At 43.0% G+C, this 17,383-nt stretch carries 5 protein-coding genes; 2 read left to right on the top strand and 3 right to left on the bottom strand.

The features are described 5' to 3' along the window. Positions 1–5: 5 nt before the first annotated feature. Genes F9Y84_RS01575 through F9Y84_RS01565 form a run of 3 tightly spaced genes read right to left on the bottom strand, consistent with a single transcriptional unit; the run spans position 6 to position 13,746 of the window. On the bottom strand, positions 6–5,465 hold the full coding sequence (locus F9Y84_RS01575; protein WP_147388994.1) for a type I polyketide synthase: 5,460 nt from the start codon (positions 5,463–5,465) through the stop codon (positions 6–8). Between the two features lie 2 nt (positions 5,466–5,467). Continuing rightward, positions 5,468–9,919, bottom strand: a complete 4,452-nt coding sequence (locus F9Y84_RS01570) for a type I polyketide synthase (protein WP_147388995.1) — start codon at positions 9,917–9,919, stop codon at positions 5,468–5,470. Positions 9,920–9,978: 59 nt separating this feature from the next. Next, positions 9,979–13,746, bottom strand: coding sequence for an AMP-binding protein (locus F9Y84_RS01565; protein WP_147388996.1), 3,768 nt, complete (start codon positions 13,744–13,746; stop codon positions 9,979–9,981). Positions 13,747–14,337: 591 nt separating this feature from the next. Between F9Y84_RS01565 and F9Y84_RS01560 the strand changes: the two genes are divergently transcribed. Together F9Y84_RS01560 and leuC are read left to right on the top strand one after the other, a co-directional pair. Beyond that, positions 14,338–15,879, top strand: a complete 1,542-nt coding sequence (locus F9Y84_RS01560; RefSeq protein ID WP_125250938.1) for a 2-isopropylmalate synthase — start codon at positions 14,338–14,340, stop codon at positions 15,877–15,879. 68 nt (positions 15,880–15,947) lie between these two features. Further along, complete coding sequence (gene leuC / locus F9Y84_RS01555) at positions 15,948–17,357, top strand: 3-isopropylmalate dehydratase large subunit (protein WP_147388997.1); 1,410 nt, start codon at positions 15,948–15,950, stop codon at positions 17,355–17,357. Positions 17,358–17,383 lie beyond the last annotated feature (26 nt).

Raw genomic sequence — 17,383 nt, 5'->3', positions numbered from 1 at the left:
GTCCCTTAATTCAGTTCCAGTTCTTGCTCAAGCAGTGCCGCTAAGTCATCCAGCTCCATATCTTGCAACTCGTCTGTTGGTGACTCGATTTCTATCTCACTTGAATACTCAACTTCAGCCACCCCGGTGTCCAATTGCAGGACATCGTTGACAATATGGTCAACCAGCAAGTTAAGGTTCGAGTAGTTGAAAATCACTGTTGAAGGCAATGAGATCCCAAGCTCAGCATCAATGTCCTTTTTGAGATCCATCGCGGCTATTGAGTCGGTTCCCATTTCAAAGAAACCTTTCTCTGGGTCTATCGTAGCTGGCGAGTCAATTTTTAATACTTTAGCCAGTGTCTCTCTCACAAACTCAAAGATTTTTTCGTACCTGAGCTCTGGCGACATATCGCAAATTTCTTCAATGAAGCGGATCTGACCGGCTCTTGAACTAGTCGGTGCCAACTCATCATATAAGTGGTCATGCTGTGCACCTGGGAAATTCTCTCTAAATACACGCCAATCTGCTTTTAGAGCCACGACTGAGTGTAACTCTGAACGTGCAATCTGCTCGAATAAAGCCATTCCCTGATTAAGGGTAAATGGCTTCATACCAACGGCCTCAAACAAATCAGATTGACTATGGCTTTCAGCCGCCATACCCACCGAGCCCCACGGTCCCCATTGGACGGCAAGCGCAGGCAACCCTGAATGCTTTCTATGCTCAACGATATAATCAATAAAGCTGTTCGCGGCGGCATAAATGGCTTGCCCTGGTGTACCCAATACAGCTGATGCCGATGAAAAACAGTAAAAATGATCTAAATCGATGTCTTTGGTCAATTGATGTAGATTCCAAGTACCTTCAACTTTCGAGCGGCTGACCTGCGTCACGGATCCCATATCAAACTTGTGTAATGGTGAGTCTTGAACAACGCCCGCAGCATGTATAACACTACCAAGGGATGGTAAATCATCACCAAAACGTTGGAATAACTGCTCCATACTGGATTGATCGGCAATATCTACCGCAACCACCTCGACACCAACCTGTTGTGCTCGTATCGCTTGTAAAGTGTGCTCCACCTCATCTGACCAAGTCGTTCTTCGCGACAACAACGTTAGATGCTTGGCTCCTTTACCAACCAGCCATTGACTGAGCTGAAGTCCCAATCCGCCTAAACCTCCAGTGATGAGTGTGGTCTTCTCACCAGCCACAGTATACTTATCAAGCTCAGACGTTGGCCGTGTTTTAGTCAGCCTCATGACCTTACGCATACCATTGTCAAGCAGTACTCTCGGTTCTTTGTCTTGATAGCGGCTATGCTCAATCACACCTGCAACAAGGTCTGATAGGTTTTCAGCATTGAGATCAAGAGTTTGACAACTGAACTCAGGATGCTCGGTTCTGACGACTTCAGCAATTCCCCAATGTGGTTTAGGTGCCCCAAGTAATGCCACATCACTTGTGCCATAATTAACAAACAGCAAGCGGCTATAAAGCTCCTGACCAATTAGGTTTTTGACCAGTGTGATAATGCTATTCACACTGTCGTAGTAGTTTGTTACGCAAACGCCTTGCTCTGCATTTTTTAAAGCGAAGATTATCTGATCTGGTTTCGTCGTTAACTGAGTCAGTGCTTCACTTAATTCATGCTGATCCAATAAATTGAGTCGACGTACTCCAGCTACCACTCCTTTGTCTTTGTTTGCATGCTTGAAAACCTGACATTCACCGAGGGTGTGAGATGCAAATGTTTGATGTGAGATAATATCTTGGTCATCGTCAAGTATAAGCCACAAGCGCGCTAAGTCCTGCTCTGTATATGCCGTATCGTCGCTGTGGGCCTGTGTACTTTCTATCCACTCTCGCTGGAACAAAAAGCTTCCTTCTTCAGACTTTGACAAGAAAGTACTGGCATTGGTTTTATGTACCGAGAAAGAATCGATGGTAGCAACTGGCTCGCCTGAATCTGAAAATAGTGCAATATCTCCTTTGAGTATCGCCTTATCCTCAGCAATATCATCATCTAACTTGGCAAAACACCAAAGGGTTTGTGGCGCGCTTAATTGCTCACTGTGTGTATGAAGTTTATTAAAGCCAAATGGTACCGCGGTGATTTCTTTATTGTCGCCCATCTGGTTGACTGCCAATGCACCAAATACCTGGAAACATGAGTCAACTAGCCCTGGGTGCATACAATATCGCTCAGGTGCAATTATCGCTTTTGGTGTGTTTAATTTGGCAATGATATAGCCATCACCAAACCAACAGCTTTCCACCCACCTAAATGTGTCTCCATGGGCAATTTTTGTCATCTGCTCGATGCGCTCATAAAACTCAGGCATTTCCCACTGTTTTGTCGCGGCTGTAACCAAAGCGCTGGGGTCTATAGCAGCATTGGAGACAGACTCTGATGAAGTGAAGTAGCGTCCATGGGCATGAGTTAAAGCCCCCTGTTCAGACTGCGTTGAATTGACGGCAAAATCAGCATGGTTTAACGTTGTTGTTAACTGTGTACTCTCATTACCATCCGCAAGTAGAATTGGTGCACCAAAAAAGACATTTTCAAGTACCAGCTGTGACTCAGTACTGTGATTTGCCAAGGCATTGAGTACCAGAGAAACGTGGTAACCGCCAGGTACCACTACTTCGTCATAGACTAAATGGTCTTTAAGCAGTGGCTGACTTTGTACGTTACACTGGGTTTTAAATGATGATGAGTGCGATCCCTTTTGAACATCCACAAAAAATGGGTCTTGCACTGACGCGTGGCGCGCATGTACTCGTTTTTCACCTAACCAAAAAGACTCTCTCGTAAATGGATAACTAGGTATTGCTGTTGCTGCGACCACTTGGTGATTAAAAACGCTCAGCCAGTTTATATCATGCCCTGTGCGATATAACGTGGCTAGCGTATTAGTGATATAGGTGGCTTGAGGTTGCTCTTTATCTTGTGAGCACAACCATTGATAGTGCACGAAGTCGAGAGTAGACTGGAGTGCTAATTTCGTCAGTACTAGATGCGGACCGACTTCTATTACATCTACTTTTTTATTCGCCGCTAACGTGCGCAAACCCTCAACAAAATTAACGGGTAACTCAACATGCTGTACCCAGTATTCTGGATCTGTTAGCTTTTGATATTCTTGCTTTCCTGTACAGGTAGAAATGAAATCGAGCTTTGGTGTACTGTAGTTAACTTGCTGTGCTATGACTCTAAATTCTGCCAACATTGGTCGCATTAAAGGCGAATGGAAGGCGTGTGAGACATCGAGCATCACACATGTGATGCCTTTTTCCTTTCCTCGTTCAGCCACAACTTTAATGAGGGATTTATCTCCTGATAACACCGTTTGCCTTACTGAATTGTAAGAGGCAACGGCAATCTTCTCTGCTGGTAAGTCCGCCATCAATTCCTTGACGACATTACCATTTGCAACAACAGCCAGCATGGCACCATCACTAGGTAACTTTTGCATTAAACGGCCACGCGCAAGCACCATTTTCAGTGCATCTTGCAATGAAAATACACCTGCGATACACGCCGCTGCATATTCACCAATGCTGTGCCCCATCACGATTGAAGGCTGTACGCCCCAAGATTGCCACATTTTTGCTAGTGCATATTCAAGCACAAATAAACTCGGTTGCGTAAATTCAGTATGTGACAAACGTTTGGCATCTGCTCCCCACATTACCGCTTTGATAGAAAAGCCTGCTGCTTTTTCGATGAATGCTTCACATTCGTCCACAGTACTTTTAAATACGCGGTTTATGCCATAAAGGGCTTGTCCCATACCTTTGTACTGTGACCCTTGCCCTGTAAACATAAAGGCAATCTGCTCACTTTTTACTGGTAATTTTGATGCTGCTAGTGGCTTAGTTATCTGCGCTTGAAGCGCATCACAGAGCGCTTGTTTATTCGCTCCGGTAACCGCTAACCTATAAGGATAATGAGCCCGCCTCATCGCTGCATTTGCAACAACCTGTTCAAGGTTATCACTGCGTTCCAGTAACGATAAATAGCGTTGTGCTAATACCGCGAGTTGTTGCTCAGACTTCGCTGAAATAGGTAACAATAAGGCATCATTATTGATCTCAGTGTTGCTTTGCTCAGACGGCGTATGAGAGGCCAAGATCAGGTGTACATTCGTACCAGAAAACCCAAAAGCACTGACCGCGGTATGTATTTGAGTCTGCTCAGATAAATCGACAGTTTGTTTCGTAACCTGTATTTGCTGCTCATCGATTTCGATAAACTGATTTAGCGTATCGTAATGTACTTGTGGTGGCAGTTGTTTGTTTGCGGCGATCAACGCAGCTTTAATCACAGAAGCGACACCAGATGCTGCTTCTGTATGTCCTAAATTTGCTTTCACTGATCCCACATAAAGAGGATTATCCGCATCACGAGCAGGTGTATATACCGCTTTAAGGGCGTGCATTTCAATCGGATCACCAAGAGGTGTCCCAGTTCCATGAGCTTCTACATAATGTAATGCCTGCGGCGTCACTTTGGCATTTTTCAATGCTTGCTTGATCACCTGTTGCTGCGAATTGCCATTTGGTGCGGTAAGGCTTGAGCTGTGGCCATCATGGTTCATAGCGCCACCTTTGATCACAGCCAAGATCGTATCTTGATCTCTAATGGCGTCACGTAAACGCTTCAACGCAATAACACCGCAGCCTTCACTGCGTACATAACCATCCGCACGATTATCAAATGCCTGACATAGCCCTGAAGGCGACAACATCTGTGCTTTTTGTAACGGTACGAAAGTATCGGTTGTCAGCATTAGGTTTACACCACCTGCAAGCGCCACATCGACCTCATGATTTTGCAAAGTTCGCATGGCTTGATATATCGCTGTCGCCGCTGAAGAACATGCTGTATCAAATGTCATCGCAGGCCCATGCAGCCCTAAACAGTATGCAACTCGCCCTGCGATCGTATTAACTGCATTTCCCGTAGCCCAATATGCTGAATCAGCAATATCACCGTACTGATAACACAGATCAGCGTATTCATTAGCCGCTGAGCCAATAAATACACCAATAGCAGCTGTATTTTTTGTTTCGCCAGCATAGCCTGACTGCTCCAGCGCTTGATACGCAGTTTCAAGTACCAGTCGCTGCTGCGGATCCATGGATTCTGCTTCTCGTTTTGAGATATTAAAAAACGCGGCATCGAATAAGTCGACATCACTAATAAGTCCGCCATGTAATTTGGCATGGCTTTGGCCTTTTAATGTTTCGTGAATTGTTTCAAGCGATCCTTCAATATTTTGCTCTACGACAGATTTACCGGCCATCAAAGCTTGCCAGTAATCATCTAGCGAATTGATGTTACCAGGGAACTTACAACCCGCACCGATAATCGCAATCTGATCTGCGCCTTGCTCTAATTCTTCGACGCGAGATTGCAGCTTTTCTATGGCTTTGTATGCAAGCTTTAATGTTGAATTTGTTTTACTTTCCATTTTTACAACTCTACTTCTAAAGTTTCTAACTTATTCCGTAATAGCGACTCTAACTCTGCTTCATTAAGGTCATCCCACTCAGGCTCTTGTTCACCTTCTGACACCGAATGTGCCGACGTTTCAATATCAACTAGAGTGACATGCTCAATATCGAATAACTCGTCATATAAGAAATTGCTTAATAGGTTGGCACTGGGGTAGTCAAAGGATGCCGACACTGGAATGTTGATATGAAATATTGCCTCTAACCCTTCTTTGAACTCGATTGCTTTTAAGCTATTCATGCCCAAATCGATAAAACCATCATCAGCTGAAATAGTCGCGCTGGCGACATTCAGTGTTGCAGCAAGCTGCTCCATTACTCGTTCTACAATCTCTTTGCGACGTGAGGTCTCGGGAAGCGCTAATAGCGTCTCTTTAAGCGGTGAACTTGAACGTGAATTTGCTTGTTGGTGTGACCCAAAAACAGACTCTGAAATGGTAGCAAATAGGCGATTTTCACCATGTAGCTCAATCAGCGGCAGAAACTTCGACCAGTCCATACAAGTAATCGTGAATTGTGTTTGTTCACTCGCCATAGCCTGCTGCATTTGTGCAAACATCTGCTCAGCTGGTGCTGGCAAAATACCACTTTGCAATAGCGTCTCTTGTTCATGAGCAGACGCTGCCATACCGGTGTTTAGCCAAGGGCCCCAGTTTAAGCATTGGGCATTGATTTTTACTGTATTTAAGTAATGACAGTAAGATTCCAAGAACCCATTGGCAAGTGCGTAACTTGCTTGATATGACGCCCCCCAAGTTGCAGCGATTGAGGAGAAGGCAACGAATTGAGGAATGTTGTAAGCTTGAACCTGCTCACCAACATATAACGTCCCTTGTATTTTTACATTCAAGGTCGCCAGCACAGCATCATCGTGACATTCTGAGAAGTGTTGGATCTCACCTTTTACCCCCGCTAAGTGATAAACACCATCAACACGGCCTTCACGGTAGGTTTCAGCAAAAAGTTGCTGGACACTGTTTTTATCTGTGAAATCACATTGCTGTATGAGAACCTTGCAGCCTAGTGCTCTGAGTGACTCTACAACATTGCTATCTTGCTCACTAAAGCGTGTATCTCTGCAAGCTAATATCAACTGGCTTGCACCTTGCTGAGCCAAAAAGCTTGCCAGTTTGAGCGCAATACTGCCCCTGCCTCCAGTGATAAGATACTTACCCGTCAACACCGGTGGATTTACCGCAACAGCCTCTTCAACCTGTACCAAGCGCGGAACGCGAAGAGTATTATCACGCGTTGCGACCCAGCGCTCCTGACCATAACCATGCAAAACAAAATCCGTCATTGTTTGCAATTCACGGTCGTTGACATCAACCGAGTTTATATCCAGCAAGCTACAGTGTAGTGATGGACATTCCATATCTATGGACTTAAGTAGCGACCACATTCCACCTTGACTGAGATTGACAGTGTCATCTGAATCCACGCAAAGTGCACCTGTCGTAATCGCCTTTAAGCGCATGTGCGAATTAGCACTCAGCACTTTGATACATGCCTTTAACATTAGTGCTTGCTGTGATATGGCGGAAAATACCGACACTTCTTCAAGACCTTGTGGTGCTATGAATATGACCTGACCTTTATCAGCAACTTGCTCTACCCAACACTGGAGCGCTTGCTCAAATGCAGCACTGTTCATCTCTGGGTGAACGAAGGATCTAAGGTCAATATGGGTTACCCTTATTGTATTGTGAGTTTCATTCAGCTTGGTACTTAACAAGTGTGGTAGTAAAGTATCAAAGCCGAGCAACAATACATCATCAATCACTGTGGTAGCGTTTTGCTCTTCTGTGTCTATATACTGCTCCCAAGCGTAATTAAGCAGCTCCACCACCGACTCAGAATCATTCGCCGAATCACCTTCAAGGAAGCTAAAAATTTCAGGTAAGCTGGCTTTTGCAGCATCAGATAAATCAGCATCATTGAGCAAGTTTTTAAATACATCAGCAGAGCTCTGCGCCTTTGTTAAAGGCGATACTTGCTCACGTAATGGGTTATGGCGCTCAAAATGTGTTCTTTGGAACGGATAGAGAGGAAGCCTTACTTTATTGGTTGGAATTGAATGTAAAACGGCGTCAAAGTGAATCGACTCCCCAACTTCATACAATGACGCTAGACACGCATACAGGGTGTTAATCTGCTCATTAATCACGATGTAGTGCGTCTCTGTTTGCTCACTGCGAGGTACTGATAACATCGCGTTTTGCATCCCAACAACCAACACATTGGCATCTTGTAATTCCTGTAGCATAGCCGTTTGTGGTCGCGCTACAGTCGCATCAACGGAAGTTAATGACTCTTCGCTTAGCAACACAAACTCAACTTGTGCTTTGTCAAAGCTAAGTACGTTGTTAAGTATTTCGTTACTGGCAGCGAGACTTGCGGGCTCACCTAATAATGACCTTATCACTTCTTGAATTGTCAAAAGGCCGACAAAATGCGCAGCGAGCACATGTGCCAAATCAGAGTCTCCGCCTACCCCTTTTAGGGTCACTCCATAATAATCTAGACATCTGGCTAAAGCATAAAAGTGACACGCAGTGAGGACTTGATGTACTTGCGGTGATAATTCACTTTGCGCAACATACCATGCTAGTGGCTGTGTTAAATCTGATGCAACCCAAGCTGAAACTTGATTAAAGTGAGTAGCATAAACAGGAAGCTGTGTCTGCATTGCTGCGATAACGGCTTGTAGGTCAGCTAAAGCGTGAAATTCAGTTAGCTGTATGTAATTTTCACGCTTTCCTAAAGTACTTGGTGCTGTCGGCGCTTTCTCTTTTAAGCGCGCAAGTAGACTTTCTCGACTATGAGCAAAGGTCGCAAAACGATATTTATAATGATTATTTGCCCGTACCGTGGATGCGCAAATACCAGCAAAGCTATCAAAGTCCCTGGAAATAACATCAATATAATCTGCTCGAAGTTGCTGTAATGCGCCCTCACACTTGGCGGATAAAATAAACGGATGCACAGTCCTGTCAGTATTGTCAGGTTGCGCTGCTACCTCTGATGATTGATACTCTGAAAGAATACAGTGTACGTTGGTGCCGCTCATCCCAAAGCCGCTTACTCCGGCAGATTTGTTAGTGCATGCTGGCCATGCCATGCCTTCACTCACCACAGATAGCGGGTAACGTTGCCAATTAATATACGGGTTTGCAGACTCAAAGTGTAAACTTGGTGGTAGATAATGATGATGGATCGCAAGTGCGGTTTTAAAAAATGAAGAAATACCCGCTGCGGCCTCTAAATGCCCCATGTTTGTTTTTACAGCGCCGATGTAAAGTGGATTTTCTGCTGATTTGGCTGACTTAAAAATAGTACCGAGCGCATTTACTTCAATTGGATCACCCAATGAAGTGCCTGTACCATGTGCTTCAATGTATTGAATATCTTCAGCTGTTTTATTTGCGTTGTGTAGCGCACTTTTAATCAAAGCCGCTTGTGCTGAACCGTTGGGCGCTGTTAAACCGTTACTTCTACCATCATGATTGACCGCGGAACCTGAAATCACGCAGATGATGTTATCCTTGTCTTTGATTGCATCACTCAAGCGTTTAAACACCGCAACACCACCGCCTTCCCCTCTAACATAGCCATCAGCAGACTGATCGAAAGTATGGCACTTACCGCTGGTTGAAAGCGCACCAATCTGGCTAAATCCGATGTAGCCATTAGGTGCTAGCATGAGGTTGACCCCAGCAGCTAAGCCAATATCACACTCTCGACTGCGTAGACTTTGACATGCTAAGTGGATGGCAAGCAAAGAAGAAGAGCAGGAAGTGTCGAGTTGCATCACAGGACCGTGCACATTGAGAAAGTGCGCCAGCCTACCTGCTGCAATCGCACGGTTTGTGCCTAAGCCAATTTGCGAATCTATTGTATCAGCAGCGGAAAGGTGCAATAACTCATAATCCGCCGAACCTATACCGACAAAAATACCCGCCGCGGCACCTGATATTTGTTTAAATGAAATGCCAGCATGTTCAAGGGCATGAACACTTAGCTCCAGTAACAAGCGCTGTTGTGGGTCAAGATTTTCAGCTTCAGCTGCTGACATGCCAAAAAAGCGCTCATCAAACCCGAAAACATCATCAACAAAGCCACCATAATCAGTATTATAGTGGCCAGTTTTAAACGGTGTTGAATCATAAAAACGCTCAGTATTCCAACGGTTTCGAGGCACTTTTGAGATGACATCTTTGCCATCTTTGAGTAATGTCCAAAACTCATCTAAGCTGCTTACACCACCTGGTAATCGACAACTGCCACCAATCAAGGCTATCGGCTCATGTTTGGCTGCCCGCTCAAGTGCTAATTCCTGCTTTAGGCTCGATATTTTCTCTAACGACTTTTTTAAGACGCCATTTATTTTTTCGTCATTGATATTCGACATCAAACAATATCCTTGCTGTCAGCTAAAACTTGTATTAATCCTTCTGTTAGAAAGCGTGCTTAAAGCTCGCTTTCTAACATAGCTAGTAGTTCTTCATTAGATAATTCTGAAGTACTTGCCGGTTGCTCCTGAACTTGTTTTGCAAAGCCCTGCGGCGCGCTGCCAGCTCCCGTGCTCGCCACAGGTTCCGGAGGCGTCGTTATGTATTGTTTGATGTAATTTGCTAAAGTTTGAATGGTTGGATAAGACCACGCAGCAGTGGCATCTATATCTAATTGATACTGGTTCTCAATCGCTTCAATTAGTTCAACGGCATCAACCGAGTCCAACCCATATGCCGCAAACTGCTCATGCTCATCTATCTCACTCAGTGGCTTTTTCGCTTTATTCGCAATCCACTTTTTCAAGAAACTCGCAATCTCAGCGCTGTTGCTTTGAGTACTAAGTTGCTCATCAATAGTATTTTGCTGCGTTTGCTCCATGTGAGACACGTTAGCATCTGACAATATTTGTTTAGCGCTTGGCGTATCCGACGATCTTAACAACACATCCAAAGTATAATCGCCACCCGGTGCGCTTTGCTCTGAGTCTAAGGTTTGACTTTGCGCTTTTTTGAGTAGCTGAGTGACAACAGCCATCTCGCTCTTTTCATACACAGTCGCTATATTTTTCTGTAGCACAAAAATCTCTTTTTCTATCTGCATATCGAGCCAATTGGCCACAAGCGCTTTGGCACTGTCATCGACTTGAGTCGACACGCTCAGCGCCGCTTTTGCACAGTACAACCCTGCCAACCACCCTATAGTGTGATTCAATAACAGCTCTTTTTTCTTAGCGGGAACACTGGTGTTTTGTAGTGCACGTTCAACTTCTAAAATGTGAGCCTTAAAAGCAGACTGTAATTTATCGGAGCCATCAGCATCAGCAATAAAGACACTTAAGTTATCAGGGTTTGCAAGGTAACTTGCACCAACAAACACTTGTAATGTTTCTGTGGGGCCCTCAAAGACTCTTAGTAGTCGAGTGTCACGGTATACTTGAGCAAAACCATTACTCTCGATATATCCTCGACCACCTAGCATCTGCATCGCATCGTCAACACAATGCCAAGCAAACTCAGTGACAATATATTTAACAATAGCGAACATCTCATCAGGTACATTTTGCTGCAAATCTGTCAGCATTGAGACTCTTTCTAACAGTGCTTCTGATGCCGATAATGCAAAAGCATGAGCGGTTATCTTTTTCTGAGTTTCAGGGTTATCTGACAAGCGACCAGTAGAAATAATACGTTTGCTAGCATACCTCTGCATCACCGCAAGACTTCGACGCATAGTACCTATTGCCATCGCAGCGATACCTGCACGGCCAAGCATCATCGCGTCTTTTGCGACATCAAATCCTTTACCTAATGTGCCAAGCATGCGTTCATCAGGTACAAACACATCATTGAAGTAAATTTTATTTTGTACCATGCCACGGAAACCCATGGTTAATGCTTCTGGGCCTTGCTGTATACCGACAGAATTACTATCAACAACAAACCCTGTCATCCCCAGAGCTTGCTCATTATCAAAAGCAAGGGCGAACACATTAATGAGGTTTGACCAAGCGGCATTTCCTGACCAAATTTTCTCACCTGATAAGCGCCAACCGCCGTCTACTTTTTTCGCAGTAAGCTTAATCTGGCGAGGATCAGAACCTGCACTGGGCTCGGTGAGGGCAAAAGCGGCAAGCATGCGGCCTTGCGCCAACTCTGAGACGAATTGTGAGCGGATAGCTGGTTTTGCAGACATTAATATTGGACGGATCCCCAATACTTGGTGTAGTCCTACAAATAATGCCAAGGTAAGGTCTACTGATGCTAATGCAGAGACCACTTTAAATGTATCTGTGGTACTTAGACCAACCCCGCCTTGCTCTGGTGGCACAAGCAATCCTAGTATTCCTTGAGTGCTAAAATCCATGACAACATAAGGCGGAATACAGCGACGCTCATCAATCAATTGCGAGTTAATACGGCGGCTTGAATAATCTTGCAACCATTCAATTAATTCATTTGCTTTGTGCTGACTTTGCTGTAAATCGATGGCTGTTGCCGGGCGCTGTTGCACCTCAGCAGTCGCGGTTTCATTTACAAGACAAATAATATCAAGCTCATTTGCTTCATACATTTGTCTGATTTTTGTGCGTTGAATTTTACCACTGGTGGTTTTCGGGATGCGTTTAACAATCACAAGTTCAGCCACTTGAAGACCATGGTGCACAGATAGCGCCACCGATATTTTTTTCAACAAGGCATGTGCTTCAGCTTCACTGACTTTAACTGTATTTAATTTTTGAACGACAACCACTTTTTCTTCATCTTGATGAGATGAACTAAACACGGCACATTCATTCACTTTACAAAGCGCATCAACTTTAGTGACCGACGCTTCAATATCGTGAGGATAGAAGTTTTTGCCTCGTATAATAATGGTTTCTTTGATCCTGCCGGTGATATAAAGCTTAGCTTCGGACTTAAATCCAAGATCACCGGTTCTAAAAAACTGGTTGCTATTGCCCGCTACTGTGTTATTAAAAACGGCGTTTATTGTCTCTGACTTTTTATAGTATCCAGAGCAAACCGAAGGACCTGCAATCCAAATTTCGCCGATATTACCATCGCCACATACTTCGTGTGTTTCAGGGTCAACAATGAGAATTTCATGCTGGTCTTGAGAAATACCACAACTCACCCTGCCAATCCCTTGATATGGTACCGATTGACCAGTGTATCGCTCAGCTGATGTAAATAACACACACTCTGCCATACCATAACTGGCATAAAACACATCACTTCTCAGCCCTAATGGCTTAAATACCTCAATAAATCGATTTAGTGTTTCTGCTTTAACAGGCTCTGCACCATTAATCATTTTGTCTAACGTCGATAGATTGATATGGCTGAGATCTTTTCCGGCAGCTTTACGAACACAATAATCAAAAGAGAAGTTTGGACCGGCCAGATAAGTGCCTTTAAATTTTGAAATAGCCTCTAACCACATCAACGGGCGTTTTAAGAAGTTAGTACTAGAAAATACCACTGACTTCCCGCCATTATAAGTTGGGGTTAAATAACACCCTACGAGTCCCATATCATGGAAAGGTGGTAACCAAGAAACGCAAACAAGCGAGCTATCAAACCCATATGCCGATTTGATACTCTCCAAATTCGCGATCAGATTTTCATGCTTAATGATCACGCCCTTCGGTGATCCAGTTGAGCCTGATGTGTACTGAAGATAGGCGATGTCTTGTGGATGAATGATAGGAAGATCAAAGCTCTCATCAGATAGCCCTTCAAAGCTCAACTCATCAATAATCAATATTGAAAGTGCACCTGTAATAAGCTGCTGCTCAAATTGGGATTTAAGCTTATCTTCATGTTGACGCAGGCAAACAATAGTCGTCGCACCTGCATCTTCCACTACTTTTTCAAGATTCGTCAAATTAGCGGCTGAATCTGGTAACACTTGAGGAATGGCAATACGCTTGGAAATAAAACATCCCAGTAAACTCGTAATAAAGAATTTTCCGGTCGGCACAGCGATAACCACCGCACCTAGCTTTGGCTGTTTAAGCAGTACTGAACTTATCTGTTTTGAATACTGGAGTAATTGCAAGAAGCTCAATGATTCAACATCATCGATATCTTTAGATCGGATAAACTCAAAGGCTGTGTCGTGCGGTTTGTTTTTGGCATGCTCTTGTATAAGAGAGACGTAAGTTAAGGCTTTACTATCACCTACAAATTCATTCTCGTTACTACGATTATTATAATTCATAACTTATACTACTTTATAATTCCTTGCCTAATTAGCAATAATACATATAGAGCCGAAATACTTAATACATAAAAATGTAAAAATGATAATTACGACCATCCCTCCTTCTCCAACACTTTAATCAGAAAAAACTAAGAAAATATAGCTAATTCATCACCCTTTTTAGTGTCTCGAGAATTATGAAAAATTAAGCTAACCGATAGGTAAAAAAGTGTCAACAAAAACAAAACAAACCAAACACAAAAAAAATAAACCGTTGACTTAAAAAAAACCGAGTGCAATCATAAAACCATATAAAACACCAAGTAAACAAACAAACTATTGCAAATAGCAAAATAAAACAAAACAAATTAAAACGAAATTGATCAAAAATTTAAAATAAAATAAAAGCGTAAAAAGGCTCACTCATAAAGCTAATTAACGGGTTCCATATATAAGTATTGGAAACAACAAGGAAGAATGTGGTTTGTGGGAAGGAAGTTATTTAGTTGCGGCTTCATCAACAGTAACTACCACCCCTTATAAATCAATCAACCTCCCCTTGCTGTGGCGAATTATCATAAATAATACAATCACATATGAGGTTTAAGTTTGAAATCAAATAATAGAGTTCGTATTTTTGATACAACATTGCGAGACGGTGAACAGGCACTGCGAAGAAGCTTATCAAAAGATGAAAAATTACAACTTGCAAAGGCAATTGCGAAGCTAAATGTTGATGTAATGGAGGTTGGGTTTCCCGCTTCTTCTCCTGGGGACTTTGCCTCTGTAGAGTTAATTGCAAAAGAGATTCAAGGACCTACGATCTGTGCACTGGCCAGAGCCGTGCCTGAAGATGTTATCGCATGTGGTGAAGCATTAAAGCCCGCGCAACATAAACGTATTCATATTTTTATTGCCACTTCACCTATACATCTTGAGAAAAAGTTAAATATCAATTTACAAGCGGCCACGGATAAAGCTGTAGAGGCGATTTCCATCGCTAAAGAATATACTGATGATATTGAATTTGGGTGTGAAGATGCCACTCGCACCCCACCTGAAGACCTTTGCTATATCATCGAAAAAGCCATTGCAGCTGGGGCTACAACCGTTAACTTAGCTGATACAGTAGGTTATACCACTCCGAAAGAATTTCATCAGCTCCTCAGCCACATAAAAGCCAATGTTTCTAATATTGATCAAGCTATTTTATCGGTTCACTGCCACAATGATTTAGGCCTAGCAGTAGCAAATAGTGCTGAATCATTGTTAGCCGGAGTAAGGCAAATTGAGTGCACGGTCAATGGTATTGGAGAGCGTGCCGGAAACTGCGCATTAGAAGAAATCACCATGCTACTCAGTGCTCGCAAAGACCTGTTCGGCCTTTACACCAATATTAAAACTGAGCTTATCAAACCAACTTCAGAGCTTGTCAGCTCTGTAGCTAGAATGCCTGTACAGTTGAATAAAGCGGTTGTGGGAGGTAACGCATTTGCACATTCATCAGGAATACATCAAGACGGCGTTATCAAATCCAGTATTACTTATGAAATATTTCACCCAGAACAAGTTGGCATAAGTAAAAACGAACTTTACTTCACAGCTCGTTCTGGTCGAAAAGCTATTGCACATTTTTTAACACAAACAGGCTGCCCATGCGAAGATCAAGAAATTAACAATATTTACAATCAATTCCTACAACTTGCTGACAAAAAAGGGCAGGTTTATTGGTACGATTTAACATCTTTGTATTACAAGAATAAAGTAAATCTCTGTGACAAAAGATATAGCTTAGTGAGTGCTATCACCAAGTGCGCTTCTGAACGCGCTATTTCGGTTAATTTAGTCCTGCAAAACAATCAAAAATTACAGAGTTTTGAATCAGATAGCACAAATCTAATTGAAGCATTACAGAATCTAAAAATAACGAATGAGGCCATCATTATTCGAGATCTATCTTTAGAATTCGCTCCTGAAAACTTTATTTATAATGCAAAACTTAGCATTACCTTAAATAACAAGCCCATTTATGGAGAAGGCTATGATGAAGATCCAAATATAGCAATAATAAAATCATATATTTCTATATTGAACATCATTAATATGCTTAACCAGATAAGGGAACATCAGCATTCTTTGCAATCAGCCTAAATAAAATAAAAATGCAAAATAATAAACAACAAACAAAATCTTAATGAAATTGAAGAAATGCAATACAAATGGGAAAGATTGTGAAAGCAAAAACACTTTACGATAAAATTTGGGAAAGCCACCTAGTGAAGGAAATGCCCAACGGATTTTCTTTATTATATGTTGACCGACATCTCATTCATGAAGTGACATCTGCACAGGCATTTTCTGGTTTGTCAGAAAAGCAGCACAGTGTTCGGCAACCGCTGCTTGCCATAGGCACCATGGATCACGTAGTGCCAACAGCAAAAGATCTTATCGACGTCATGTCCGCTGAGCAACGTAATCTTCTAGCATTAATGCACAGTAACTGTGAAACCCATGGTATTCCTCTGTTTGATTTAGGTCACACTCGTCAAGGGATAGTGCATGTCATCGGCCCAGAACTTGGTTTTATTCTTCCTGGAACAATTGTAGTGTGTGGAGATTCGCACGCTTCTACACATGGCGCATTTGGCGCACTTGCATTTGGTATTGGCGCTTCTGAAATCGAACATGTCCTTGTCACTCAGACGCTTGTACAAAAGAAACAAAAAACATTTCGGATCACCGTTGAAGGTCGACCTAATGATGCTATTTCCGCAAAAGATATTATTTTGAAAACCATCCAAACTCTTGGTGTAAGTTCAGGCAACGGCTATGTAGTCGAGTTTTGTGGGTCGGTAATTGAAAACTTATCCATGGAACAAAGAATGACGCTTTGTAATATGTCAGTTGAACTAGGCGCAAAAGCAGGGCTAATAGCCCCGGATCAGAAAACCATTGATTACATTAAAGGTCGGCAATTGGCTCCAAAAGGCGATGCTTGGCTAGAAGCTTTGGCAGATTGGACAGCATTACGTAGCGATAATGATGCCATCTTTGACAAAGAAGCAAGTATCAATGTCGACGATACTCACTCTTTTGTAACTTGGGGAACCAGTCCAGAACATGCGATTGACGTTACTAGTCTCTTACCTTTCCCAGAGCAAGAACAAGACGAGAACAGAGCGCAAGGAATGAGCAGAGCCTACTCGTATATGCAGTTAACGCCGGGTATGCGCTTAGATGAAGTAAAAATAGATGTTGCTTTTGTTGGCTCATGCACGAATAGCAGAATCGAAGACTTACGAGCAGCGGCTACGCAAATAAACAAACGTCGTGTTAGCCCAAAAGTTAAAGCGATCATTGTTCCAGGCTCAATGGAAGTCAAAAAGCAGGCTGAAGCTGAAGGGCTTCATACGCTTTTCGAACAAGCCGGATTTGAGTGGCGTCTCCCGGGTTGTTCTTTATGCGTTGCAATCAACAACGACACTTTATCCGCAGGCACTAGGTGTATTTCTACTAGCAACAGGAACTTTGAAAACCGCCAAGGTAAAGGCGTACTTACCCACCTTGCTAGCCCTAGAACCGTGGTGGAATCAGCAATCAAAGGACATATTGCTAACCCAGCATTATGAAATAATTAAATTAATTAGGAGTTTAA

The sequence above is a fragment of the Pseudoalteromonas peptidolytica genome, assembly GCF_012641745.1.
GTDB lineage: Bacteria > Pseudomonadota > Gammaproteobacteria > Enterobacterales > Alteromonadaceae > Pseudoalteromonas > Pseudoalteromonas peptidolytica.
Note: the sequence above shows the minus strand (reverse complement) of the source record. Positions and strands in the feature narration are given on the sequence as shown.

Coding starts and splice junctions, on each gene's coding strand:
- F9Y84_RS01575 (WP_147388994.1), bottom strand. CDS start 5,465: ATGGAAAGTAAAACAAATTCAACATTAAAGCTTGCATACAAAGCCATA.
- F9Y84_RS01570 (WP_147388995.1), bottom strand. CDS start 9,919: ATGTCGAATATCAATGACGAAAAAATAAATGGCGTCTTAAAAAAGTCG.
- F9Y84_RS01565 (WP_147388996.1), bottom strand. CDS start 13,746: ATGAATTATAATAATCGTAGTAACGAGAATGAATTTGTAGGTGATAGT.
- leuC (WP_147388997.1), top strand. CDS start 15,948: ATGGGAAAGATTGTGAAAGCAAAAACACTTTACGATAAAATTTGGGAA.